Origin of the sequence: Streptomyces longhuiensis, from assembly GCF_020616555.1 — a bacterium.
Lineage (GTDB): Bacteria > Actinomycetota > Actinomycetes > Streptomycetales > Streptomycetaceae > Streptomyces > Streptomyces longhuiensis.
In genome coordinates this window covers 4,790,001-4,812,386 of sequence record NZ_CP085173.1, presented here as the reverse complement: position 1 = coordinate 4,812,386, position 22,386 = coordinate 4,790,001, and the positions used below count along the sequence as shown (strand labels likewise).

The window sequence follows — 22,386 nt, the reverse complement described above, 5'->3', positions numbered from 1 at the left end:
GCGCGCCCCAGTGGCGTCCAACCGGCCTGCCCCAGAGTTCTCCTATGCGCCGATCGGCGAAGAGTTCGGCGAAGCGGACGAGCGGACCTGGGAGGAGTGGAACCCCACCGAGGACTCCGTCCGCCCCGTACGCGGCAGGCACCGCGTGGCCAAGCAGCGCGGCGGTCTCGCGCGCAGCTCCACCGTTCTCGGTGTCGGCGTGATCGCGGCCGTCGGCGCGGGCGGCATCGCCACCGCGCAGGGCGGCAAGCCTCCCGTACACATCTCCATGCCCGACCTCTCGGCCGTCAAGGACTCGCTGCCCGACGCCAAGTCCCTGCCCGGCGTGGGCGCGCTGATATCCGATGTCTCCGGAGACGACGACGAGTCCGGCACCACCGCGACCCCGCTGACCGGCGCCGGTATCACCACCGCGGACGCCCAGCAGGGCACGACCGCCGGTGAGGCCCTGCGCGCCCGCATCATGCAGCAGGCCGAGCAGCAGCAGGACCAGGCCGCCGACGCCGAGGCCGCGGCCGCCGAGGAGGCCGCCGCGAAGAAGGCCGCCGAGGACGCCGCCAAGGAGCAGGACGCCGCCAAGGCCAAGGCCGCCGCCGACAAGAAGGCGGCGGAGGAGGCGGCGAAGAAGAAGGCCGAGGCCGAGCGCCTCGCCAAGCTCGCCAAGAGTTTCACGCTCCCGGTCGCCTCCTACACGATCACCGGCACCTTCGGTCAGCCCGGCTCGATGTGGTCCTCCGGCTACCACACGGGTCTCGACTTCGCCGCTCCGACGGGTACCCCGCTGAAGGCGATCCACTCCGGCACCGTCAAGGAAGCCGGCTGGGCGGGCGCGTACGGCTACCGCACCGTCCTGGAGCTGCCGGACGGCACCGAGCTCTGGTACTGCCACCAGTCGTCCCTCAACGTCAGCGCGGGCCAGAAGGTGACCAGCGGCGACGTCATCGGCCGCGTCGGCGCCACCGGCAACGTGACCGGGCCGCACCTCCACCTGGAGGTCCACCCCGGCGGCCAGGCGACCGGGGTCGACCCCGCGCCGTGGCTGCGCTCCAACGGCCTGACGATCTGAGGCTCGTGACCCTCCGAACCCCGGCGGTCCTGACGGCAACCCCCCGACGTCAGGGCTGCCGGTTCGCCGTGTCCGGAATATCTTGATCCATATCGGTGTTCTGGCAGGCCATGACTTCTCTTCGCAAGCTTGGCTCGTCAGACCTCGAGGTGTTCCCGCTCTCCCTCGGCGGCAATGTGTTCGGCTGGACCGCCGACGAGGCGCAGTCCTTCGCCGTGCTCGACGCGTACGTCGCCGCGGGCGGCAACTTCGTCGACACGGCCGACGCGTACTCGGCGTGGGTCCCGGGCAACAAGGGCGGCGAGTCCGAGACCGTCATCGGCAAGTGGCTGGCCGCGCGCGGCAACCGCTCCGATGTCGTCATCGCCACCAAGGTCGGCGCCCACCCCGACTTCAAGGGCCTGTCCGCGCACACCATCAAGTCCGCCGCCGACGAGTCGCTGCGCCGCCTCGGCACCGACTACATCGACCTCTACTACACGCACTTCGACGACCCGTCCGTGCCGGTCGAGGAGATCATCACCGCCCTCGACGAGCTGGTGACGGCCGGCAAGGTGCGCGCCATCGCCGCGTCGAACCTGACCCCGGAGCGCCTCCAGGAGTCCCTGGACTTCTCCGACCGCGAGGGCCTCGCCCGCTACGCGGCGCTCCAGCCGCACTACAACCTCGTCTCGCGCGACACCTACGAGGGCCGGCTCCAGGAGGTCGCCTCGCGCAGCGGTCTCGCGGCCGTCCCGTACTACGCCCTGGCTGCCGGATTCCTGACGGGCAAGTACCGGCCGGGCACCGAGGTCGACAGCGCGCGGGCCGCGGGCGCGGGCAAGCACCTGGAGACCGAGCGCGGCGTGCGCGTCCTCAAGGCCCTCGACGAGGTGGCGCAGGCGCACGGCGCCGAGGTCGCGACGGTCGCCCTCGCCTGGCTCGCGTCCCGCCCGACGGTGGCCGCCCCGATCGCGTCCGCCCGCACCGTGGAGCAGCTGCCGGCGCTGGTGGCCGTGGCCGACCTGGAGCTGACGGACGCGGAGCTCTCGAAGCTCACGGAGGCGTCCGCCTGATCCGCGGGCGTTCTCAGTAGCGGTACGGGTTGGGGGCGTTGTGCGCGTGGTGCGCGGGGAACTGGGCGACCGGCCCCGCGTACACCGGCCCCGCGTACACCGGGCCCGCGTACATCGGCGGCACCCACACGGGCGGCGCGGTGGCGCGGGCCGCGTAGGCGAGGGCGGGGCGTGCCGCGTGGCGCCGCGCCCACAGCTCGTCGAGCAGCTCCCGCTCCCGTACGACATAGTCCGTGCCGGCCCGGCCGCGCCGGCCGCGGTGACGCAGGAGCGCGAGTGACGTCGCGTACTGCTGGTACTGGGCGACGACCTTGGCCGTCTCCTTGCCGCCGTGGTGCTGCGCGAACTCGCGGGCCAGGCGGCGGGCGCGCATCGAGCCGAGGGCGAACGGCTCGTCCGGGCCGACCCAGCCGGCCGCCGCGTACGCGGGCAGCTCGGCGCGCACGGTGCGCAGTTCGCGCTGGCGGGTCCCGATCGCGAGCCAGGTCAGCAGTCCGAACGCGGGCATCATGAACAGCGCGTAGACCCCGAAGAACCCGAACGGGCCGAACGCCGACGAGCCGTTCCACGTGGCGTGCATGCCCATCGCGAGCAGCAGTCCGGCGATGGGCAGCAGCACGCGCCGCACGGGCCCGCGACCGGGCGCGGTCCACGCCGCGAAGCCGAACCCGATGCCGGTGAGCACCGTGAACAGGGGGTGCGCGAACGGCGACATGACGATGCGTACGAAGAAGGTGGCGGCGGTCACCGAGGCCATGCCGGTGCCGCTGTTCAGCTGGTCGGTGCCGAAGGCGTTGCCCAGGTAGAGGATGTTCTCGGTGAACGCGAAGCCGGTGGCGGTGACCCCGGCGATCACGACGCCGTCGACGATCCCGGTGAAGTCCCGTCTGCGGAACAGGAAGATGAGCAGGACGGCGCAGGCCTTCGCGGATTCCTCGACGATGGGCGCTATGACCGTCGCGCCGAGGGTGTCGGCGTTCGAGGGGTCGGCCGAGTTCGTGGCGATCCAGTGCGTCGCGAAGCTGTTGGCGACGATCGCGATGAGCGCGGCGGCGCAGGCGCCCCAGGCGAACGAGAACAGCAGGTTCCGCCAGGGGCCGGGCGCGACCCGGTCCAGCCAGCGGAACGCGGCTATCAGCAGCGGGACGGGCAGGACCGCGAGGCAGAGCCCGACCAGGAACCCCTCGGTGCCCGTCTGTTCGCGCACGAGGGCGAGGATCACCAGGCCGGAGAGCGTGAGGAGCGAGACGAGCGCCCAGGCGTGCACGGCCTTCCGCTCCCACCAGCGTGGATGCCGCAGCGTGCCGGGCCCGGGAGCACCTGCTCCGGGCTGCGCCTGCGGAAACGCATTCGGATACGAGGGATAGGTCGCCACAGCGTTGACCCTAACGAGGGACGGGCCCGGCCGCGACGGGGTGTCAGTCCGCGGTGGTGACCGGCGGGGACTTCGGTGCGTGCTCCGCGCGCAGGAAGAGCAGGTCGTGGACGACATGGCCCTTGTCCAGGCCTTGGCCCTCGAATCGTGTGAGGGGGCGGAACGCGGGCCGGGGCGCGTATCCGCCGTCGGCCTGCGTGTTCTCGTAGTCCGGGTGTTCGGTCAGGACTTCGAGCATCTGCTCGGCGTACGGCTCCCAGTCGGTCGCGCAGTGCACCAGCGCGCCCGGCTTGAGGGGGACCTTGGCGAGGCTGAGGAACTCCGGCTGGATCAGGCGCCGCTTGTGGTGGCGCTTCTTCGGCCAGGGGTCGGGGAAGTAGACGCGCAGCCCGTCCAGGGAGGCCGCGGGGAGCATCTCGCGGAGCAGGATGATCGCGTCGCCGTTCGCCACCCGTACGTTCGTCAGGCCGTTCCGCTCGGCGAGACCCAGGAGGTTGCCCTGGCCCGGGGTGTGCACGTCGACCGCGAGGATGCCGGTGTCGGGGTCGTCGGCGGCCATCTGCGCCGTCGCCTCGCCCATGCCGAAGCCGATCTCCAGGACGACGCGCTTCCTGCCGTCGAACAGCTCGTCGAGGTCGAGGACGCGCTGCCCGTCGATGTCGAGACCCCACAGGGGCCACAGCCGCTGGAGGGCGTCTGCCTGGCCGGTCGTGACGCGGCTGCGGCGGGGCTGGAAGCTGCGGATGCGCCGCTCGAAGTGCGAACCGGCGGGGTCGGGTGCGGGCCCGTCCGGGAAGCGCGGCTCGCCCTTGGCACGTACGTGACCGGAGGCTTCGTGGCCGGAGGCTTCGGAACCAGAGGCTTCGTGACCGGAGGTCTCAGGGGTGTGGGCTTCGGGGGTGCGGGGTGACTCAGACACAGTGAAGCGATTTTAGACGCCGGATCGGGCCGGGGCCCAAGCTCAGGACGCCCAAGCTCACGACCCGGAGTTCGGGGGCCGAGCTCGAGGCCCGAGTCCAGGGCCCGGAGCTCAGGACCCGAGCGCGGCCAGGGCCCGCCGGGCGACCTCGCGGCCGATCGGGAGCGAGGCCGTCGCCGCCGGGGACGGCGCGTTCAGCACGTGCACCGTGCGCGGGGCCTCGCGGAACAGGAAGTCGTCGACCAGGGTCCCGTCCCGCAGGACCGCCTGCGCCCGGACGCCGGCCGGCGCGGGCACCAGGTCGTCCGCGGTCACCGCGGGCAGCAGCCTGCGCACCGCCGACGTGAAGGCGTCCCGGGACACCGAGCGGCGCAGCTCACCGGCCCCGTACCGCCAGTGCCGGCGCGCTATCCGCCAGGAGCCGGGCCAGGCCAGCGTGGCGCCGAGCTCGCGCGGTCTGACCGTCGACCAGTCGTAGCCCTCGAGGGCCAGCGCCGGCACCGCGTTCGGTCCGACGTGCACGCCCTTGTCGATGCCGCGCGTGAGATGGACGCCGAGGAAGGGGAACGCCGGGTCCGGCACCGGATAGACCAGGCCGCGCACCAGCTCGGGGCGGGCCAGCTCGAAGTACTCACCCCGGAAGGGGACGATCCGCATGCCGGGGTCGTCCCCGGCGAGCCGGGCGATCCGGTCGCAGTGCAGCCCCGCGCAGTTCACCAGGACGCGCCCGCGGACGACGTCCCCGGCGGCCGTGCGCACCGCGACGCCACGCTCCGGGCGGCGGTCGATCTGCACCACCTCCGCGCCGTACCTGATGTCCGCGCCCGAGGCCTCGGCGAGATACCGCGCCACGGACACGTAGTCGGCGACGCCCGTCGTGCCCACGTGGATCGCGGCGAGGCCGCGCACGTACGGCTCGTACTCGCCGATCTGGGCGGGGCCGAGCTCCCGCACCGGAATCCCGTTCTCCCGGCCGCGCTGGACCAGGGCGTGCAGGCGGGGCAGCTCGTCGCGCTCGGTGGCCACGATCAGCTTGCCGGTGACCTCGTGCGCGATGCCGTGCTCCGCGCAGAACTCGACCATCTCGGCCGCGCCCCGCACCGCGAAACGGGCCTTGAGCGAGCCGGGGCGGTAGTACACGCCGCTGTGGATGACCCCGCTGTTACGCCCCGTCTGGTGTCTGGCGGGGCCGTGCTCCTTCTCCAGGACGGTCACACGGGTGCCCGGTACCGCGCGCGTGAGGGCGTACGCCGTCGACAGGCCGACGATCCCGCCGCCGATCACCAGCACGTCGCAGTCGGGCCCGCTCGTCATCACCGTGCCTCACCTCCCGCCCCCGATACTGCACTGCGCCACTGACAACGCGTTCAAACCCGGGCGGTAGACGTTCGGCTGCACCGGTTCCTTCACACCGCTGCCCTACGCCGGGGCCATCAGGAGCGGCCTCGCCCTCTCCCGCAGCTCCACCACGCGCGGCTCGTCCCCGTACGGCTCGAGGCGGTGCAGCAGGTCCTTCACGTACTCGGTGGTCCGGGCCGACGAGATCCGCCCCGCCACCTCCAGCGCGCGTGTGCCCTGCTCGCACGCCGCGTCCAGGTTCCCCGACTCCAGCTCGGCGACCGCCGACACCACGAGGCGTAACCCGTGGGAGCGCACGAACTCCTCCGTGGGCTTCGACAGGGCCTGCTCCGTGAAGCGCCGCACCTGGCGGGGTGCCTTCAGGTCGCGGTAGCACTCGGCCGCGTCGGCGGCGAAGCGGTCGTACGAGTAGAAGCCGAGCCACGACGGGTCGTGGTCCCCGTCGCGCGCCCGCTCCAGCCAGCCCTCCGCGGCCCGCAGCGAGGCCCCCGCGGCATGCGCGTCACCGGCGCGCGCGTGTGCGCGTGCTTCCACGAGCCGGAAGAAGCTCATCGTCCTGGCAGTGGCGAGTCCGCGGTTGCGCTCCAGGGCGGCCTGCGCCAGGTCAACTCCTTCGTCGCCGAACCCGCGGTACGTCGCCTGGAGCGACATCGACGCCAGCACGTAGCCCCCCAGGGGCACGTCCGCCGCGGCGCGCGCGAGCCGCAGCGCCTGGATGTAGTACCGCTGCGCCGCCTCCTGCTGGCCCGTGTCGAACGCCATCCACCCGGCCAGGCGCGTCAGTTCGGCGCTCGCCCCGAACAGGGCGCGCCCCACGTCGTCCGAGTAGGCACCGAGCAGCAGCGGGGCCGCCTCGACCCGCAGACACTCGGGGACCATCGACGAACGCCAGTCGCCGCCCCCGTACTTGGAGTCCCAGCGCCGCGCGTCCTCGGCCGCCTCGCGCAGCTTCCGGACGTCGCTGTGGCCGACCTTCTGGGGGGTGTTGTCCCCGCCGCTCTCCAGCGGTTGGGCGTCGCGTGCCACCGACGAGTCGGCCGGCGTTATCAGCCATCTCGACGCGGGCGTGGCGTACGCGCTCACCGCGAAGGACCCGGCCAGCGACTGCCAGATGCCGCCGCCCGTGCGGCGGCCCGCGAGGTCGAGGCGGTACAGCTCCGTCGCCGACTTCACCGCCGCCCCCACGTCGCGCGGGAAGGCGAGGCCCACTTCGGGCGCGGGGTCCGCGTCCGCCAGGCCGATCTCGTGCAGCGGCACGGGGCGGCCCAGCTTCTGGCCGATGGCGGCGGCGATGAGGTGCGGCGCCGCGCCCTGCGGCACCATGCCCTTGGAGACCCAGCGGGCGACCGAGGTCTTGTCGTAGCGAAGCGTCAGACCGCGCTGGGCGCCAAGGTCGTTGACGCGCCGCGCCAGGCCTGCGTTGCTGATTCCCGCGAGGGCGAGAACGGTGCCGAGTTTCTCGTTCGGCCCGCGTTGCTCCCTGGACATGCGCCACCCCTCGACACAGCCGGCTGCCGCGGTGGCATAACCGCGCGGCATTCGTACACCCAGCGTAGTTCGCCGGATCCCAAGCGTTAAGGGGCATAGTTCCGGATGGCGGGAATATTGTCCGTACGGGAGTGCGTGCCCGGGGCGGTGCCGGCGCGGTGTGCTCCGCCCGTGTGGCCGTGCGCCTGTACGTGCGCTCTTCTGCGGCCACGGGGCGAGCGCTTCCATGATGGTGCGTGGGTCGGCCCGCTGTACTGGATCCAGCGGGCTGGGGGATACCGCCGCCTTCATCCCCGCGGGTGGCGGACCGGTCCGGGAGGTGAAGGGCGCCTCCCGGACTGTGCGTTGTGCGCCGTGGCCGATGTGGTGTGCACAGGTCTGGCCATCCACGGCCGATTTGGCCGAATATCGATGGTGCCGTACGGCGTCACCGATGCCCCCGCGCGGTCCCCGGGGGGTTCAACTACCGCTCGAAAGGGGCGCATTCGGTGGCGCGCGTGCCGCCCCGTCGCCTCTCCCGCACGCCTCCTTCGTGGCAGCATGGGGACTCTGTTCCTGTGATTTCCTCTGATTCCTTCTGACGAGGTTCTGTCCACAGCCTGTGGAGGCGGCGATGCGGTGGTTGGTGGGGTGGAGCAGTACCGCCGCCGGGCCCGTGCGGTTCGGGTCCGCGGGCTCGACCGGACCCGACGGTGAGACCGTCCATCCCGTGGGCTCCCAGCTCCTGTGGGGTGACCCCGACCCGCTGTGGGCGGTCGGCGACTGGCGCCCGGACGAGGTCCGGATCGTCAGCGCCGACGAGCAGACCCGTATCGCCGTACTCGGCACCTGCGGCGCCTCCGACGAGCAGCTGCGGGTCGGCCTGTTCGCCGCGCGCGGGGGCGCCCTGCGCCACCTCACCGCCTGGTCCGGCAGCTACACCGCCGTCGTCCAGGTCGGCAGGCGCCTCATGGTCGCCGGCGATCTCGCGGGCGCACGGCCCGTGTTCTACACGCCCTGGGCCGGCGGCACCGCGTACGCGACAGCCGCCCTGCCGCTCGCCGACCTCATCGAGGCCCACCTCGACATCGGCCATCTCGCCGCCCTGCTCGCCGCCCCCGACGTGCCCGAGGCGCTGCACGACTCGACGCCGTACCAGGGCGTACGCCGCATCCCGCCGGGCCACGCGCTGATCCTGCGCGCCGGTGCCCGCGAGATCGCCGGCTACGAACCGGTCGCGTCGCTCGCCGTCGCCGCCCCCTCCGCCGACCCGGCCGGCGCGGTGGACGCCCTGCGCGACGCGCTCGTCGAGGCCGTACGCGCCCGGCTCGCCGCGCCCCGGCACGTCCCCGGCGCCGACATCGACCCGGGGCCCGTCCCCGGCATGGGCCCCGCCGAGCGGCGCGCCGCCCGCGGCATGCCCGTGCCCGGCATCGGCGCCGACCTCTCCGGAGGACCCGCGTCCGGCACACTCGCGCTGCTCGCGGCCGGCCTGCCCGGACTGCCCGGCACGGTCCTCGGCCACGGCACGGGCGCGGGCGAGCGCCTCCTCGCCGTCACCTTCAACGACCTGTCCGCGGGCGCCGAAGGGCGCGAGGCCGAACTCCAGCGCGCGGGCGCCATCGCCGCGAACCCGCGGCTGCACCACGTCGTCGTCACCGCGGGCGAAGAGGCGCTCCCCTACGCCGAGTTGGACGGCCCCCTCACCGACGAGCCCGGCCCCTCCCTGATCACCGCCGCCCGCCACCGCGCGCGCCTGCTGTCGGGCAGCGCCGACCACTTCACCGGCTACGGCGCCCGCCAGGTCCTCGACGCGCACCCGGCCCGCCTCGCCGACCTCCTCATGGACCGGCGCCGGCGCCACATGGTCAAGCCGGTCGCCGCGCTCGCCAAGGCGGACGGCGGCTCCGTGCTGGTGCCCGCGCGCGTGTACGGCGCGGCGCGCAAACTGGCCCGCACGCCGTACAGAGCGGGCGTCGAAAGCCTCGCGGAGCGGCTGTTGCAGCGGAACTTCGAGGATCCGGGCGGTGAGGCGGGCGCCGTCGGCGCATCGCTCGCGGCCCTCGCGTGGGCGAGACCGGGGCCCGCCGCGCGCTGGCTGACGGGCGAGGCCCTCGCTGAAGTATCGGTTCGCCTCCAGGACGGCGCGACGCGTCCGGGGCCGGGACCCGGGCAGCGGCCCGGCGCCTTCCGGGCCCGCGCCGCCCTCGCCCGCCACGCGGCCGACCTACGCGTCCTCGAACAGGCCGCCGAGGTCCGCTTCCAGCGCCTGCACGCCCCCTTCCTCGACAACCAGGTCGTCCGCGCCTCCCGCGCCCTCCCCGAGGCGCTCCGCGTGCGGCCCGGCGCCCGCGCCGACATCCTGCGCGCCGTCCTCGAAGGCGCCGGCGTCAGCGAACTCCCCGCCGGCTGGGGCGCCCCCTCGCACGCGTCGTCCGCCGCGGCGGCCCGCACCGGCCTGCGCGTCTCCGCCGACCACCTCATCCAGCTCTTCGACACCCCGCTCCTCGCCCAGACCGGCCTGATCGAGGCCCGCGTCGTCCGCAAGGCCCTGCGCGCGGCGGCCGACGGCGAACCCCTGCCGCTGGACGGCCTCGCCGACCTGGTCTCCCTCGAACTCTGGCTGCGCCGCCTCATCGCCCGCCGCGGCACCTGCTGGACCGGCACCCCGGCCCGCCAGCGCGCCGTCCCCACGGGGAGCGTCGCACCGCAGCGGGGCGCGCTGGGCGCCGGGCGCTGAAGAGCCGCATCCCCGGCACCCCCGAACCGGAATCCGCGCGACTGAGGCCGCCCCACCCGTGAGAATGGACCCGTGCGGTACCGAATTCTGGGCGTCACCGAGGCGTACGACGATCAAGGCACTCCCCTGCCCGTGGGCGGACAGCGGCTGCGCGCCCTGCTCACGTCGCTCGCGCTGCACGCCGGCCGAACCGCCCCCGCGGACACGCTCATCGACGACGTATGGGCCGACGAGCCACCGGCCGACGCGACCGCCGCCCTCCAGGCCCTCGTCGGCCGGCTCCGCCGCGCCCTCGGCAAGGACGCCGTCACATCGGAGGCGGGCGGCGGCTACCGCCTCGCCGCCCGACCCGAGGACGTGGACCTGTACGTCTTCGAGCGCCTCGCCCGCGAGGGCACGGCCGCGCTCACGGCACACGACCCGGCGACCGCCTCCCGCGCCCTGCGCGACGGGCTCGCCCTGTGGCGCGGGCCCGCACTCGCCGACCTCGCCGACCGCACCGCCGCGACCCGCCCCGAGGCCCAGCGCCTCGAAGCGGCACGCGCGCGCGTGGCGGCCGATCTGCAACTCGGCCGCGCCGCGGACGTCGTACCGGAGCTGACCGAACTCACGCACGCCCACCCGTACGACGAGCCGCTGCACGCCCTGCTCATCCGCGCCCTGCGCGACGCGGGCCGCGGCGCCGACGCGCTCGCCGCCTACGAGACGGCCCGTCGCACTCTCGCCGACGGCCTCGGCGCGGACCCCGGACCCGAACTGGCCGCCCTGTACGCCGACCTGCTCGACCCCGCCCGCGACTCCGGCCGCCCGGCGCCACCCCGGCAGCCGCAGCGCGACGGCAATCTGCGGCCACGCCTCAACTCGTTCGTCGGCCGGGAACCCGAACTCGACGCCATCCGCTCCGACCTGAGAGCCGCCCGCCTCGTCACGCTCACCGGACCCGGCGGCTCCGGCAAGACCCGCCTCGCCGAGGAAGCTGCCGCCGAACACCCCCGCGCCTGGCTCGCCGAGCTCGCCCCGCTGGACCAGCCCGAGGCCGTGGCCGGCGCCGTCGTCAGCGCCCTCGGCCTGCGCGAGACCGTCCTGATGACCAGCGAGCACACGGCGCCGCAGGACGACCCCGTGGCGCTGCTCGTCGAGTACTGCGCCGCGCGCAGCCTGCTCCTGATCCTCGACAACTGCGAACACGTGATCGGCGCGGCGGCCGCGCTCGCCGAGACCCTCCTCACCCACTGCCCCGGCCTCACCGTCCTCGCCACCAGCCGCGAACCCCTGGGCGTGCCCGGCGAGTCCGTGCGCCCCGTCGAACCCCTGCCGCCCGACCCCGCGCACCGCCTGTTCGCCGAGCGCGCCCGCGCCGTGCGCCCCGACTTCGACATCACCGGCGACCCCGAGGCCGTGGCCGAGATCTGCCGACGCCTCGACGGCCTGCCGCTCGCCATCGAGCTGGCCGCGGCCCGCCTCAGACTCCTCACCCCCCGCCAGATCGCGGACCGGCTCGACGACCGCTTCCGCCTGCTGACCAGCGGCAGCCGCACCGTACTGCCGCGCCAGCAGACCCTGCGCGCCGTCGTCGACTGGTCCTGGGACCTCCTCGACGAGCAGGAGCGCACGGTCCTGCGCGAGGCATCCGTCTTCGCCGGCGGCTGGGACCTGGAGGCCGCGGAGGCCGTCTGCACCGGACCCGCATCCGACCTGATCGGAGCGCTCGTCGACAAGTCCCTCCTGGTGGCCGCCCCGGGCGACGGCAGCATGCGGTACCGGATGCTGGAGACGATCCACGAGTACGCGACCGAGCGCGCCGCCGAGACACCACAGCTGCGCACCGAGGCCGAGCGACGCCACGTCGCCTACTTCCGCGCCCTCGTCGAGAAGGCCGACCCGCTCCTGCGCTCCGCCGAGCAACTCCCCTGGATCGAGCGCCTGGAGACGGAGCTCGACAACCTCCGCGCCGCGCTCCACCGCTCCACGGTCACCCGCGACACGGAGTCCGCGGTCGAACTCGCCCTCTCCACCGGCTGGTTCTGGTGGCTGCGCAACTACCGCAGGGAGGGCGCCGAGTGGGTCGGCCACATCCTGGAGCAGCTGCTTCCGGCGCACCGCCCGCACGGCCCGGACCGCCGGGCCCCGTCCGGCTGCCGGGTCCCCCCGCGTGAAGGGCGGACGTTCCCCGCCGCGGACGACCTGGCGGACGAGGACGACCCGCTGTACTGGCCGCTCATGGAGCTGCGCCTCCTGCACATCTTCTTCGTGGCCCAGTCCAGAGCGGAGAGCGCCCTGCGGGGCGAGGCCGACCGGGAATACCTCATGCGGGTGCGCGACGCCTTCGCTCGGCCCGGGCCCGCGGGAGCACGCTTCCCCGGCATCATCTGGCCGTTCACCGTGCACTTCCTGGACAACCCGGAGAACGTCAGGACCGCCCTCGACCAGGCCGTCGCCAACTGCCGGGTGTACGGCGGCGAGTGGGAGATCGGCGTCACCCTGATGTTCCGTACGCACACGGCGGTCGACGGACCGGGCAACCTCACGGGCGTCGACGACGACGTCGCCGAGCTGCGGAGCATCAGCCGCCGCGTCGGGGACCGGTGGATGCGCGCCCAGGTGTGCAGCGCGGCCGGTGAGGCGGCGATCGCGCGCAGCCGGTTCGACGAGGCGAAGGGCGAGTTCGAGGAGGCACTGCGTCTCGCGTACGAGGTCGGCGCGTACGCGGAGGCGCCGTTCCTCATCGCCCGGCTCGGGGAGATCGCCTACCGCTCCGGCGAACGCGACGCGGCGCGCGGGCTCCTGGCCGAGGCGATCGGGGAGGCCGACCGGTACGGGGTGCCGGATCCTCACGCGTACGTGCTGCTGCTGAACGCCCTGATGGCGGTGGAGGACGGCGAGGTGGCGCGGGCCCGCGCGTTGTGCGACGACGCGGCCACGGAGTCGTCGCGCGGCACCCCGCCGCCGCAGTTCACGGCGATGGTCGGGGGCGTCGACGCGCGGATCACGGCGGCCGAGTCGGGGCCCGCGTGCGGCCTCGCGGTCCTCACCGACGCCCTGCGATACGCGGTCGAGAACCGCTGCGCGGAGAGCGTCAACGCAGGACTCGCGGGCCGGGGGGCGCTCTTCCTGGCCCAGCTGGGCGACACGGAGGGCGCGGTACGGGTGGTGGCCGCGTCCGACGGCTGGCGCGGCGTCTCCGAGCGGCCCCAGCCCGAACGCGCCGAGATCGAGGCGCTGGAGGCGGAGGCGGCCGCCGCGCTGGGCGCCACCCGGTACGCCGAAGCGCGCGCCGCGGGGGCGGGCCACACGGCGGCCGAGACGGTCACGTTCCTGACGGAACGCGTCCGCCACTTCGACTAGGGCCGCGCGCTTCGACCGGGGACGCTCACCGGCAGGTGAAACGGGACTCCGCCCAGTCCCCGACCGCGAGGGAGTCGAAGGCCGTCCGCGGCTCCGTGACCAGCCGGATCGCCTTGCGTCCCGCGAGATTCACATGAACGGGAACGGCCGGGTCCCCACCCCTGAGGACCTGCGACTTCCACAGCCGCACCCCGTCCGCGTACACGGAGAACCGCACCGCTCCCGTGCCGAGCGTCATGTCGTCGACACCGGCGAAGGCGTCGTACGCGGTGCAGCTGCGGTTGAGGTCGATGGTCACGGAGGAGTGCGCGTGGACGGTGACCCCGTTCGCGTACTGCTTGTCCGCGACGCGCAGGCCGTAGCGCTGCCACACCCAGCTGCTCTCGCCCGGCCGGATCTCCGGCTTGGTGCCGTCGCCGATCCCGCCGTACGACAGCTGATTCAGCTGGTAGACGGCCGGGGCGGGCGGCGGGGGAGGCGTGGGCTTCGGGGTGGGCTCGGGTGTCGGCCTCGGAGGCGGCGTCGGCTCGGGCGTGGGCTTCGGCGCCGGCTTCGGGGTGGGGGTCGGCTTCGGCGCGGGCTCGGGGGGAGGCGTCGGCTGCGCGGCCGGCGGCTCGGGTTTCGGCTTCGGCTTCGGCTTCGGGGGAGGCGTGGGCTTCGGCGGGGCGATGGGCTGCGAGACCGCAGGCTTCTCCTTGTGCGCCTCCGGCTTGGGTTTCTGCGGGTCGCCCGCGAGGGCGATCGCCACTGCCACGGCCACGCCGGCCGCGACCACGCCGGCCGCGATGCCCGCCTTCACGGGCGCGCCGAGCCCCTCGGACGCCGCGGCGCCACCGCCCGCGGCCCCTCCGGAGCCGCCGCCCGCCGCGGCCGCCGCACCGGCGCCCGCCGCACCCGCGGCGCCGCCCCCGATGAGCGCGACCACCTTCGCGTACCCGGCGGCACCGAACCAGCCGATGACCGCGACCGGCACGACACCCGGGATCCCGCTGGCGACTTCCTTGATCTGACCGGCGGCGAGACGGCACTTGGCGCACTCCTCCAAGTGCTTGCGCAGACCGCGTTCGGCCCGGGTGCGCAGGCTGCCGCGGGCGTACGCGCCGAGCCGGTCGGCGTAGCGCGCGCACTCCTCGTCCTGGGTGAGGGTGGTGCTCACATGGGCCTGGAGGTACGCCTCCTTGAGGCCCTCGCGGGCGCGCTTGGCCAGCACGCGCGTGCCGTTGGCGTCGAGCCCGAAGAGCGTGGCGACCTCGCTGGGCGACTCGTCCTCGACCTCCGTGTGCCACAGGACGGCCTGCCAGCGCTCGGGCAGGGACCGGAAGGCCTGCATGGCCATGGACTGCTCGGCCTCGTGCATCGCGAGGACGTCGGCGCCGAGATCCAGCGTGTCGTCGTCGGAGACCTCGCTGGAGCGGGCGGCCTGCTGGGCGAACACCGCGAAGTCCTCGACCAGGTGCTCGCGCTTCGCCGACTTCGTCCAGCCCGCGGCGACGCGGCGCACAGTGGTCAGCAGATAGGCGCGCACCGCGTGCTCGGGCCCGCTGCCGCCGCGCACGGCCTGGAGCATGCGCGCGAACACCTCGGCCGTGAGGTCGTCGGCGGTGTGCCCGTCCCGGCAGCAGGTGCGTGCGTAACGGCGGACGGCGGTCGAGTGCCTGCGGTACAGCTCCTCGTACGCGGTGTCGTCGCCGGACCGCATACGGGTGATCAGGTCGGCGTCCGCCGAAAGCGTTTCCCCCGGAGGCTTTTCCCGCGGGGGCGGCAGGGCGGAGGTTCCCGCGTCCGCACCGTGCTCCCGCTGCTGCGGCACGCTCGGGTCGGAGACGTTCTCGCCCGGGGCCGCGGAGGGGGCCGTGGGGACCGAGGGCTCGGACGGAGCGGAGTCCGGTGCCCCGTCCCGGAGTGGACCGCCCTGGCTCGGCACCTGCCGCGCGGGCAGCCCACCGGTCTCGGTGCCGCTCGCACCCCTGCTCTCGAGTGGCTCGTCCCGCCCGTCAACGCTCATCGCGGAAAGCCCCCGACTGCACACTCAGACCCGAACACGCGGGAAAGAGTGCCACACGGGTGGTCCGCACCGCGTGCCCGTGCTCGCCAACCACTCATCCGTGGAGACTTCGTCCAACGAAGTACTAGCTTTCACTCGTACGGGTAGGGGTCAACGAGCGTGCCCAAAAAGGGAGTTGGCCGCGCGCGACGCACATGCGCCACCCGCGGCCGTCCCCACGCCTGTCACGTCCCTCGCGGAAACCCGGCGCCTCGCGGAGCCCAGCCCTACGAGGTGCCGCCCGCCTCTACGCGGGCCGCGACCGCAGCCCTTCGAGCAGGATGTCCAGAAGCCGCGACGACGCGGCGGCCTGCTGTGCGGCGTCCGGCAGCGAAGGTGCCGCCGTGGCGATGACCAGCAGCACGTCCGCCACCGTCACGTCCTCGCGGAGCTCCGACGCCGCGCGCGCCCGGTCCACGAGCTGCCCGACGACCTCCAGCAGCGCCGCGGCGCCCGCGTCGTCCGCCGGTACGGCCTCGGTGACCGAGGATGTGCGCTGCTCCACGAGACGCAGGTCGGGCGGGACGACGGCGTGCCGCTGCTGCGGAACCCGCGTCTCGTTCCGGACCGCGCCCGGCGCGCCCGCCGCGTCGGCCGGCTCGTCGGCGACGCCGACGCGCAGCACCTGCGGAGGCAGCAGCCGCCCCGCACCGGAGGCGACGGACGTGCGCAGGAAGCGCGACAGCGCCGACCACGGCTCGTCCTCCTGGCCGAGGGCGGCCCGCGCCTGGTCGGTGAGCCGGGAGGTCTCCTCCTCGGCTATGCGCCGCACCAGTACGTCCTTGCTCGGGAAGCGCCGGTACACCGTGCCGACACCGACCCGGGCCCGCCGCGCCACGTCCTCCATCGGCGCGCCGTACCCCAGCTCGCCGAAGACCTCGCGCGCCGCGCGCAGGACGTGCTCCAGGTTGCGCTGGGCGTCCACCCGGAGCGGCGCCGCACGCGAACTGTCGCCCGCGCCGCGACCGTTACCGCCCGTGGCGGCCGGTCCGCCGGCCACGGCCGACGCGGAAGCCGTCGAAGTCCATTGAGAGTCCTGAATGTGCATATGTGTTCCCCCGGTAATGACGTCTCCCCCCGGAGACTCTCCCCGCCATCGGCAGCCGGAGCGTGAGGAACAGGCAAGTTCCACGGATCCGTCCGACGGATCCGTCAGCGCATCCCCCGACACCCCGACAGCACACGAACATAGTTGAGCCGGAGTCAATTCAGAAGGGGCAGGTTCCGCACGGAGCGCCCCCCGAACGGAGTACGCGGCGATTCCACCCCGATTGCACCCCCTCGCCTCACCCGCCACATGTGCGCTGACCTGCGGACATGTCCCGTACTCCGGCAATTCGCCCACCCGGCGGCCGGCGTAAGCGCCGGTCACACAATTTGCCGGGGCTGTGGACAAACTCAAGTGGCCGATGCGTCATGGGGTGGTGCCGATGCCGAAGACTGCTTCTTCCCGGGGGACGGCCCCGGAAGTCCCGCGTACGCGCGTCCTCGTCGTAGGGGGCGGCTATGTCGGGATGTACACCGCCCTGCGCCTCCAGCAGAGACTCAAACCGGAACTGAGAAGCGGCCGGACCGAGATCGTCGTCGTCACCCCCGACCCGTACATGACCTACCAGCCGTTCCTGCCCGAGGCCGCCGCCGGATCCATCTCGCCGCGCCACGTCGTCGTGCCGCTGCGCCGCGTCCTCCCCCGCTGCCGCGTCATCGTCGGCGAGGTCACGTCCGTCGACCACGGCAAGCGCACCGCCACCTTCACCACCCTCGCCACCGAGGAGGAGGGCACGGGCGCCGTCGAGATCACGTACGACGAACTCGTCATGGCCCCCGGCTCCGTCTCGCGCACCCTGCCCGTGCCGGGGCTCGCCGACCACGGCATCGGCTTCAAGACCGTCGAAGAGGCCATCGGGCTGCGCAACCACGTCATCGAACAGCTGGACATCGCCTCCTCGACCCGCGACCCCGCCATCCGCGACGCGGCCCTCACCTTCGTCTTCGTAGGGGGCGGTTACGCCGGGGTGGAGGCACTCGGCGAACTCGAGGACATGGCCCGCTACGCCGCCGGTTACTACCACAACGTCACCGCGGACGACCTGAAGTGGATCCTCGTCGAGGCCAGCGATCGCATCCTCCCCGAGGTCGGCGAGGAGATGGGTCGCTACACCGTCAGTGAACTGCGCCGCCGCAACATCGACGTACGCCTGGGGACGCGGCTCGAATCCTGCGAGGACCGGGTCGCCGTCCTCGACGACGGCTCCCGCTTCCCGACCCGCACCGTCGTGTGGACCGCGGGCGTCAAACCGCACCCCGTGCTCGCCGCGACCGACCTGCCGCGCAACGAACGCGGCCGCCTCAAATGCACCGCCCAGCTCGCCGTCGACGGCGCCCCGCACGCGTGGGGCGCGGGCGACGCGGCGGCGGTCCCCGACATCACGGCCGGCGAGGAGGGCAAGGAATGCGCGCCCAACGCCCAGCACGCGGTGCGCCAGGCCGGAGTCCTCGGCGACAACATCGTGGCCTCCCTGCGCGGCGAGCCCCTGACCGACTACGAGCACGCATACGTCGGCTCCGTCGCCTCGCTCGGCCTGCACAAGGGTGTCGCCCACGTCTACGGGCGCAGGCTGAAGGGCTACCCTGCCTGGTTCATGCACCGCGTCTACCACCTGAGCCGGGTGCCGACCGTGAACCGGAAGGCCCGTGTCCTGAGCGAATGGATACTCTCCGCGCTCTTCAAGCGCGAGATCGTCTCCCTCGGCTCGCTCGAACGGCCGCGTGCGGAGTTCGAACTCGCGGCCGGGGGAAACCCGCCCGGCAGCCCCCCGTCGCACCCGCCGCGGGACCCGAAGGGGTCGACCTGACCGGACCGGGGAACTCCCCCTCAAGGACCGGCGTCTGACGGATGTCAGTCCGGTCGGTCAGACTGGCCCATGACCCCGGCCGGCCCCAGACCGTGGGCGGACCGACCGCCCCGTTGCCCTTCCCCGCTGCTCCCGGCTCCGGCCGGGCATGGGGAGCCCCCACCCGACCTCACGAGGCTTTCCCCACAGTGAACTTCACGCGCTGGAGCGCCCGGCTCCCCGGAACGCAGCGCCGCGCGGCAGCGCGGTCCGACCATGGCGTCTCCCAAAGCCAGCGAGGGGAAGGCGCCGTGCCCGCCGCCCGCCACGAACACGCTTCCGACGGCGACGCGCCCACGCCCGCCGCCGGCATCGACGAGCTGCCCGCACGCGAGGTCCTCGACCGCATCCCCGCCCTCGTCGCCCTCGTCCACGGCCCCGACCACCGCATCGCGTACGTGAACGACGCGTACGTCGCGGCCTTCGGCGAGCGCCCCACCGGCGCACCCGCGCGCGAGGCGCTGCCCGAGCTGGAGGAACTCGGCCTGCTGCCACTGCTCGACCAGGTCCTGCGCAGCGCCAAGCCGCGCACGGTCAAGTCCCGCAAGGTGGCCGGCGGCCGCTCGTACACGTTCACCTGCACACCCGTGACGGTCCCGGCCGACGGCGCGGACGGCGCACACGGAGGGGCGGGCGGCTCCGGTGTGCTGGTCTTCGCTGCGGACGTCACCGACCACGCCGAGGCCGCCGAGCGCCTGCGCGCCAGCGAGCGCCGCCAGCGCGAGACCGCCGTCACCCTCCAGCGCTCCCTCCTGCCCCAGGAGCTGGAACAGCCCGACGACCTGCGCATCGCGGCCACCTACCAGCCGGGCGGCACCGAGGCCGCGGTCGGCGGCGACTGGTACGACGTGATCACCCTCGGCGGCGGCCGCACCGCCCTCGTCATCGGCGACGTCATGGGCCGCGGGGTGCGCGCCGCCGCCGTCATGGGCCAGCTGCGCACCGCCGTCCGCGCCTACGCCCGCCTCGACCTGCCGCCGCACGAGGTGCTCCAGCTCCTCGACGGCCTCGCCATCGAGATCGACGCCAACCAGATCGCCACCTGCGTCTACGCGGTCCACGACCCGAACGAGGGCCGCCTCGTGTACGCCTCGGCCGGCCACCTCCCCATCCTCGTACGCGACGAGAGCGGCACGATCCACCGCGCGGAGGAGCCCACCGGACCCCCGCTCGGCACGGGCGGCTGGCTGCACGCCTCGGGATCGGTGCCGCTCGGCCCCGGATCGACCGCGGTCATGTACACCGACGGCCTGGTCGAACGCAGGGACGAGGACATCGACGAGGGCGTCGCGGCCCTGGAGCGCGCGCTCGCCGGCGCCACCGGCACACCCCAGGTCGTGTGCGACCGCCTCATCCGCGCGGCAGGCGTCACCGCGGACCACGACGACGACGTGGCCGTCCTCGTCCTCCAGCACCCGGCGCGCACGGGACCCGACGGAGAGCTGTTCCGCAACGCCGCCCTGGAACTCCTCGGCGGCGTCGAAGCGGCCCCACGCGCGCGTGCCTTCGCCTCCGGGGTACTCGCCAGCTGGCGCTTCTCGCCCGAGCTGCACGACCTGGGCGTCCTGGCCGCCAGCGAACTCGTCGCCAACTCACTCCAGCACGGCACCCCGCCCATGCGCCTCAGGCTCCGCCGCACCGACCGCCGACTGATCATCGAGGTCACCGACGGCGACGACCACCTCCCGCGCCGCCGCCGCGCCGAGCCCGCCGACGAGGCGGGCCGGGGCATCTCCATCGTCGCCACGATCGCCTCGAACTGGGGCTCCCGGCGCACCCCGGGCGGCGGCAAGGCGGTCTGGTGCGAATTCGCCCTGCCGCGCACCCCGTGATCCGTACGGAGCCTCAGACGGCCGCGGCCGCGGGCACCGGTTCCGCCGACGCCCCGCCCTCCGCCACGATCCGGCTCTTCGCCAGCGACGGCTGGTCCTGCTCGGGCGACAGATGCCGCCCGAGCCGCACCGCGAGGAACGTGATCCCCAGCGAGAACAGCACGAACGTCACGATGTACGGACCGTGCAGCGCGGCCCCCATGGGTCCGCCGACCGCCGGACCGACCGCCAGAGCGAGCTGCTTGACCAGCGCGAACGCCGAGTTGTACTGCCCGACCATCCCGGCCGGTGCCAGGTCGGCGACCAGCGGGGCCACGGTCGGCGACAGCATCGCCTCACCGAGACCGAACAGCGCGTACGTCGAGATGAACGCGGCCGTCGCCATGGCCTGGCTGCCGTGCCCCACACCCGCGTACCCGGCCGCGAGCCACGCGATCGCCCACACGAGCCCGACCGCGGCGATGACCCGGGACCGCCTGCGCCGCTCGACGAACTTCAGGACCGCGAACTGCGCGACCACGATCATCGCGGTGTTGGCGGCGAGCGCGATGCCCAGCGTCGACGGGGAGATCCCGGCCGCCTCCACGCCGTACGCGCTCAGGCCCGACTCGAACTGCCCGTAGCAGGCGAAGAACAGCACGAACCCGAGGACGCACAGCTGCACCATCGCCCGGTGCCGCAGCAGCGCCCGCAGCCCGCCGCCCGTCCCGGAGCCACCCTTCGGCACCGCCCCGCCGATCGCCGGCGCGTACGGCATCCGCACGAAACCCACGACCCCGGCGAGCACCAGGAACATCACGGCCTCGATACCGAAGAGCAGCGTGAAGCTCGACGGACGGCTCTCGTCGACGATCTGGCCGCCGATGAGCCCGCCGATGCCCAGGCCGAGGTTCTGCAGGAAGAACTGCATGGCGAAGGCGCGCGTACGGGTGTCCGGCGTGGACGTCCACACGATCATCGTGGCGAGCGCCGGCTGGATCACGGCGGTGCCCGCACCGAGCACCGCCGCCGACAGGATCGCCGTCGTCCGACTCCCGGCGAGCCCGAGCCCGAGGGCACCGACCGCCGCCACCAGCGTGGCGACGACCAGGACGGGCACCGGACCGCGCCGGTCGATGGCCCGCCCCGTGAACGGCAGGACGACCAGAGCGGCCATGGCGAAGGCGGCGAGCACGATGCCCGCCGCTCCAGCCCCGAGACCTCGCACCTCAGCGACGTACACATAGAGGAACGGGACCGTGAACCCGACGCCGAACGAACTCAGCGCGCTGCCCACCTGGATCCGACGCATCGCTGCGCCCATCGCCCTGGTCACTTTCACCTGCCTTAGGAGTTAGAAGTGAAGACTTCGAAGCTAAAGTTAGGATCTAAACAATACACATCGAAGGACTTCAACGCCAAGCGACCCGTGCCATACTGCGGGCCATGGGCGACAACCCCGGCGACAGTGAGCCGACCCTCGACGAGCAGATCGCCGCGTACCAGCGTGAGTTCCAGGACCTCGACCCCCAGGTCGAGCAGATCGTCTCCGCACTCGGCCGCCTCAACAGGCGCATGAACGTCGCCTACGGCCGCCAGACCGCGAACCTCGGCATCACCAACGCCGAGTGGGAGGTCCTCAAGGCCCTCGTCCTCTCCGGCGCCCCGTACCGCATGGGCCCCGGCGACCTGGCGAAGCGCCTGGGCCTCACGCCGGCCGCGATGACCCACCGCATCGACCGCATGGTCGGCGAGGGCCTGGTCACCCGCGACCGCGACGAGTCCAACCGGGTACGCGTCATCGTCGAGCTCACCACCGAGGGCCGCGCCAAGTGGCTCGAGGCGATGCGCCTCGCCTCTGGCTTCGAGGAAGACCTTCTCCAGGACCTCTCCTCCGACGAGCGCGGCGTCCTGGGTGAGGTCCTGACCCGCCTGCTGCGCCGAGTGGAGGACGCCCAGCCGGACGCCGGCGGCCGCCTCACGGATCTCGACTGAAAAGAAGTTGCCAGGAGGGTGTTGACATGCCCCTCCTCGATACGTAAGGTTCTTCGAGTTGCCACGGAGCCGTAACGGTTCTGCGACAGCACCTCCGCCGCTGAAGCGGCAACCCAACCACCAGCACGATCTCCCTCCGGGATCGAATTCGGCATGCCCGAATTCAATTCGATTTCGGTGCGGCGGCCCGATTAGGAACCGCCGGGGGAATCCGCTAAAGTTTGGGACGTCGGAACGGCCCAACAGCCGCGAAGACAAGCCCCGCTGACTGGGAATCAGGCCCGAAAGGATCTGATAGAGTCGGAACCGCCGGAAA

14 protein-coding genes are annotated in these 22,386 nt (G+C 73.4%); 7 read left to right on the top strand and 7 right to left on the bottom strand.

Annotated elements, in window-relative coordinates; translation table 11 throughout:
* Nucleotides 1-10 precede the first annotated feature (10 nt).
* Nucleotides 11-1,066 (top strand): M23 family metallopeptidase, encoded by a 1,056-nt coding sequence (locus tag LGI35_RS22270; RefSeq protein ID WP_227295780.1) that lies wholly within the window; start codon nt 11-13, stop codon nt 1,064-1,066.
* Nucleotides 1,067-1,176: 110 nt separating this feature from the next.
* On the top strand, nt 1,177-2,121 hold the full coding sequence (locus tag LGI35_RS22265) for an aldo/keto reductase (RefSeq protein WP_227295778.1): 945 nt from the start codon (nt 1,177-1,179) through the stop codon (nt 2,119-2,121).
* A gap of 13 nt (nt 2,122-2,134) precedes the next feature.
* On the opposite strand, the gene LGI35_RS22260 is transcribed toward LGI35_RS22265, so the two are convergent.
* The 4 genes from LGI35_RS22260 to LGI35_RS22245 form a co-directional block, all read right to left on the bottom strand.
* Nucleotides 2,135-3,496: a PrsW family intramembrane metalloprotease gene (locus tag LGI35_RS22260; RefSeq protein ID WP_227295776.1), complete on the bottom strand. Its 1,362-nt coding sequence runs from the start codon at nt 3,494-3,496 to the stop codon at nt 2,135-2,137.
* Nucleotides 3,497-3,539: 43 nt separating this feature from the next.
* On the bottom strand, nt 3,540-4,415 hold the full coding sequence (trmB, locus tag LGI35_RS22255; protein WP_227295774.1) for a tRNA (guanosine(46)-N7)-methyltransferase TrmB: 876 nt from the start codon (nt 4,413-4,415) through the stop codon (nt 3,540-3,542).
* 111 nt (nt 4,416-4,526) lie between these two features.
* Complete coding sequence (gene lhgO / locus LGI35_RS22250; protein ID WP_227295771.1) at nt 4,527-5,729, bottom strand: L-2-hydroxyglutarate oxidase; 1,203 nt, start codon at nt 5,727-5,729, stop codon at nt 4,527-4,529.
* A 105-nt stretch (nt 5,730-5,834) separates the two neighbouring features.
* Entirely contained in the window at nt 5,835-7,262 is a 1,428-nt protein-coding gene (locus tag LGI35_RS22245; protein WP_227295768.1) for an NsdA family TPR-like regulatory protein, read from the bottom strand.
* Between the two features lie 613 nt (nt 7,263-7,875).
* Here LGI35_RS22245 and LGI35_RS22240 point away from each other — a divergent pair.
* Both LGI35_RS22240 and LGI35_RS22235 read left to right on the top strand, forming a co-directional pair.
* Nucleotides 7,876-9,981 carry an asparagine synthase-related protein gene (locus LGI35_RS22240; protein WP_227295766.1) on the top strand — a complete coding sequence of 702 codons (2,106 nt, stop codon included), beginning with the start codon at nt 7,876-7,878 and terminating at the stop codon, nt 9,979-9,981.
* A gap of 72 nt (nt 9,982-10,053) precedes the next feature.
* Nucleotides 10,054-13,326 carry an AfsR/SARP family transcriptional regulator gene (locus tag LGI35_RS22235; protein WP_227295763.1) on the top strand — a complete coding sequence of 1,091 codons (3,273 nt, stop codon included), beginning with the start codon at nt 10,054-10,056 and terminating at the stop codon, nt 13,324-13,326.
* A gap of 25 nt (nt 13,327-13,351) precedes the next feature.
* On the opposite strand, the gene LGI35_RS22230 is transcribed toward LGI35_RS22235, so the two are convergent.
* Together LGI35_RS22230 and LGI35_RS22225 are read right to left on the bottom strand one after the other, a co-directional pair.
* Entirely contained in the window at nt 13,352-15,331 is a 1,980-nt protein-coding gene (locus LGI35_RS22230) for a sigma-70 family RNA polymerase sigma factor (RefSeq protein WP_227295761.1), read from the bottom strand.
* A gap of 286 nt (nt 15,332-15,617) precedes the next feature.
* Entirely contained in the window at nt 15,618-16,418 is an 801-nt protein-coding gene (locus LGI35_RS22225) for a TetR/AcrR family transcriptional regulator (protein ID WP_227295759.1), read from the bottom strand.
* Between the two features lie 382 nt (nt 16,419-16,800).
* Between LGI35_RS22225 and LGI35_RS22220 the strand changes: the two genes are divergently transcribed.
* The gene (locus LGI35_RS22220; RefSeq protein WP_227295758.1) at nt 16,801-18,225 is read left to right on the top strand and encodes an NAD(P)/FAD-dependent oxidoreductase; all 1,425 of its coding nucleotides are present in this window, start codon (nt 16,801-16,803) and stop codon (nt 18,223-18,225) included.
* A gap of 188 nt (nt 18,226-18,413) precedes the next feature.
* Nucleotides 18,414-20,096: an ATP-binding SpoIIE family protein phosphatase gene (locus LGI35_RS22215; RefSeq protein ID WP_227295755.1), complete on the top strand. Its 1,683-nt coding sequence runs from the start codon at nt 18,414-18,416 to the stop codon at nt 20,094-20,096.
* Nucleotides 20,097-20,109: 13 nt separating this feature from the next.
* Here the strand turns inward: LGI35_RS22215 and LGI35_RS22210 are convergent, their stop codons facing one another.
* Nucleotides 20,110-21,399, bottom strand: a complete 1,290-nt coding sequence (locus LGI35_RS22210) for an MFS transporter (RefSeq protein WP_227295753.1) — start codon at nt 21,397-21,399, stop codon at nt 20,110-20,112.
* A gap of 122 nt (nt 21,400-21,521) precedes the next feature.
* On the opposite strand from LGI35_RS22210, the gene LGI35_RS22205 reads away from it, so the two are divergent.
* On the top strand, nt 21,522-22,070 hold the full coding sequence (locus tag LGI35_RS22205; protein ID WP_100598978.1) for a MarR family winged helix-turn-helix transcriptional regulator: 549 nt from the start codon (nt 21,522-21,524) through the stop codon (nt 22,068-22,070).
* Nucleotides 22,071-22,386 lie beyond the last annotated feature (316 nt).

Excerpts from the sequence above, each read along its gene's own strand:
- LGI35_RS22265 (WP_227295778.1), top strand. The coding sequence starts at position 1,177 with ATGACTTCTCTTCGCAAGCTTGGCTCGTCAGACCTCGAGGTGTTCCCG.
- lhgO (WP_227295771.1), bottom strand. The coding sequence starts at position 5,729 with ATGACGAGCGGGCCCGACTGCGACGTGCTGGTGATCGGCGGCGGGATC.
- LGI35_RS22245 (WP_227295768.1), bottom strand. The coding sequence starts at position 7,262 with ATGTCCAGGGAGCAACGCGGGCCGAACGAGAAACTCGGCACCGTTCTC.
- LGI35_RS22240 (WP_227295766.1), top strand. The coding sequence starts at position 7,876 with ATGCGGTGGTTGGTGGGGTGGAGCAGTACCGCCGCCGGGCCCGTGCGG.
- LGI35_RS22230 (WP_227295761.1), bottom strand. The coding sequence starts at position 15,331 with ATGAGCGTTGACGGGCGGGACGAGCCACTCGAGAGCAGGGGTGCGAGC.
- LGI35_RS22225 (WP_227295759.1), bottom strand. The coding sequence starts at position 16,418 with ATGCACATTCAGGACTCTCAATGGACTTCGACGGCTTCCGCGTCGGCC.
- LGI35_RS22220 (WP_227295758.1), top strand. The coding sequence starts at position 16,801 with ATGCCGAAGACTGCTTCTTCCCGGGGGACGGCCCCGGAAGTCCCGCGT.
- LGI35_RS22210 (WP_227295753.1), bottom strand. The coding sequence starts at position 21,399 with ATGGGCGCAGCGATGCGTCGGATCCAGGTGGGCAGCGCGCTGAGTTCG.
- LGI35_RS22205 (WP_100598978.1), top strand. The coding sequence starts at position 21,522 with ATGGGCGACAACCCCGGCGACAGTGAGCCGACCCTCGACGAGCAGATC.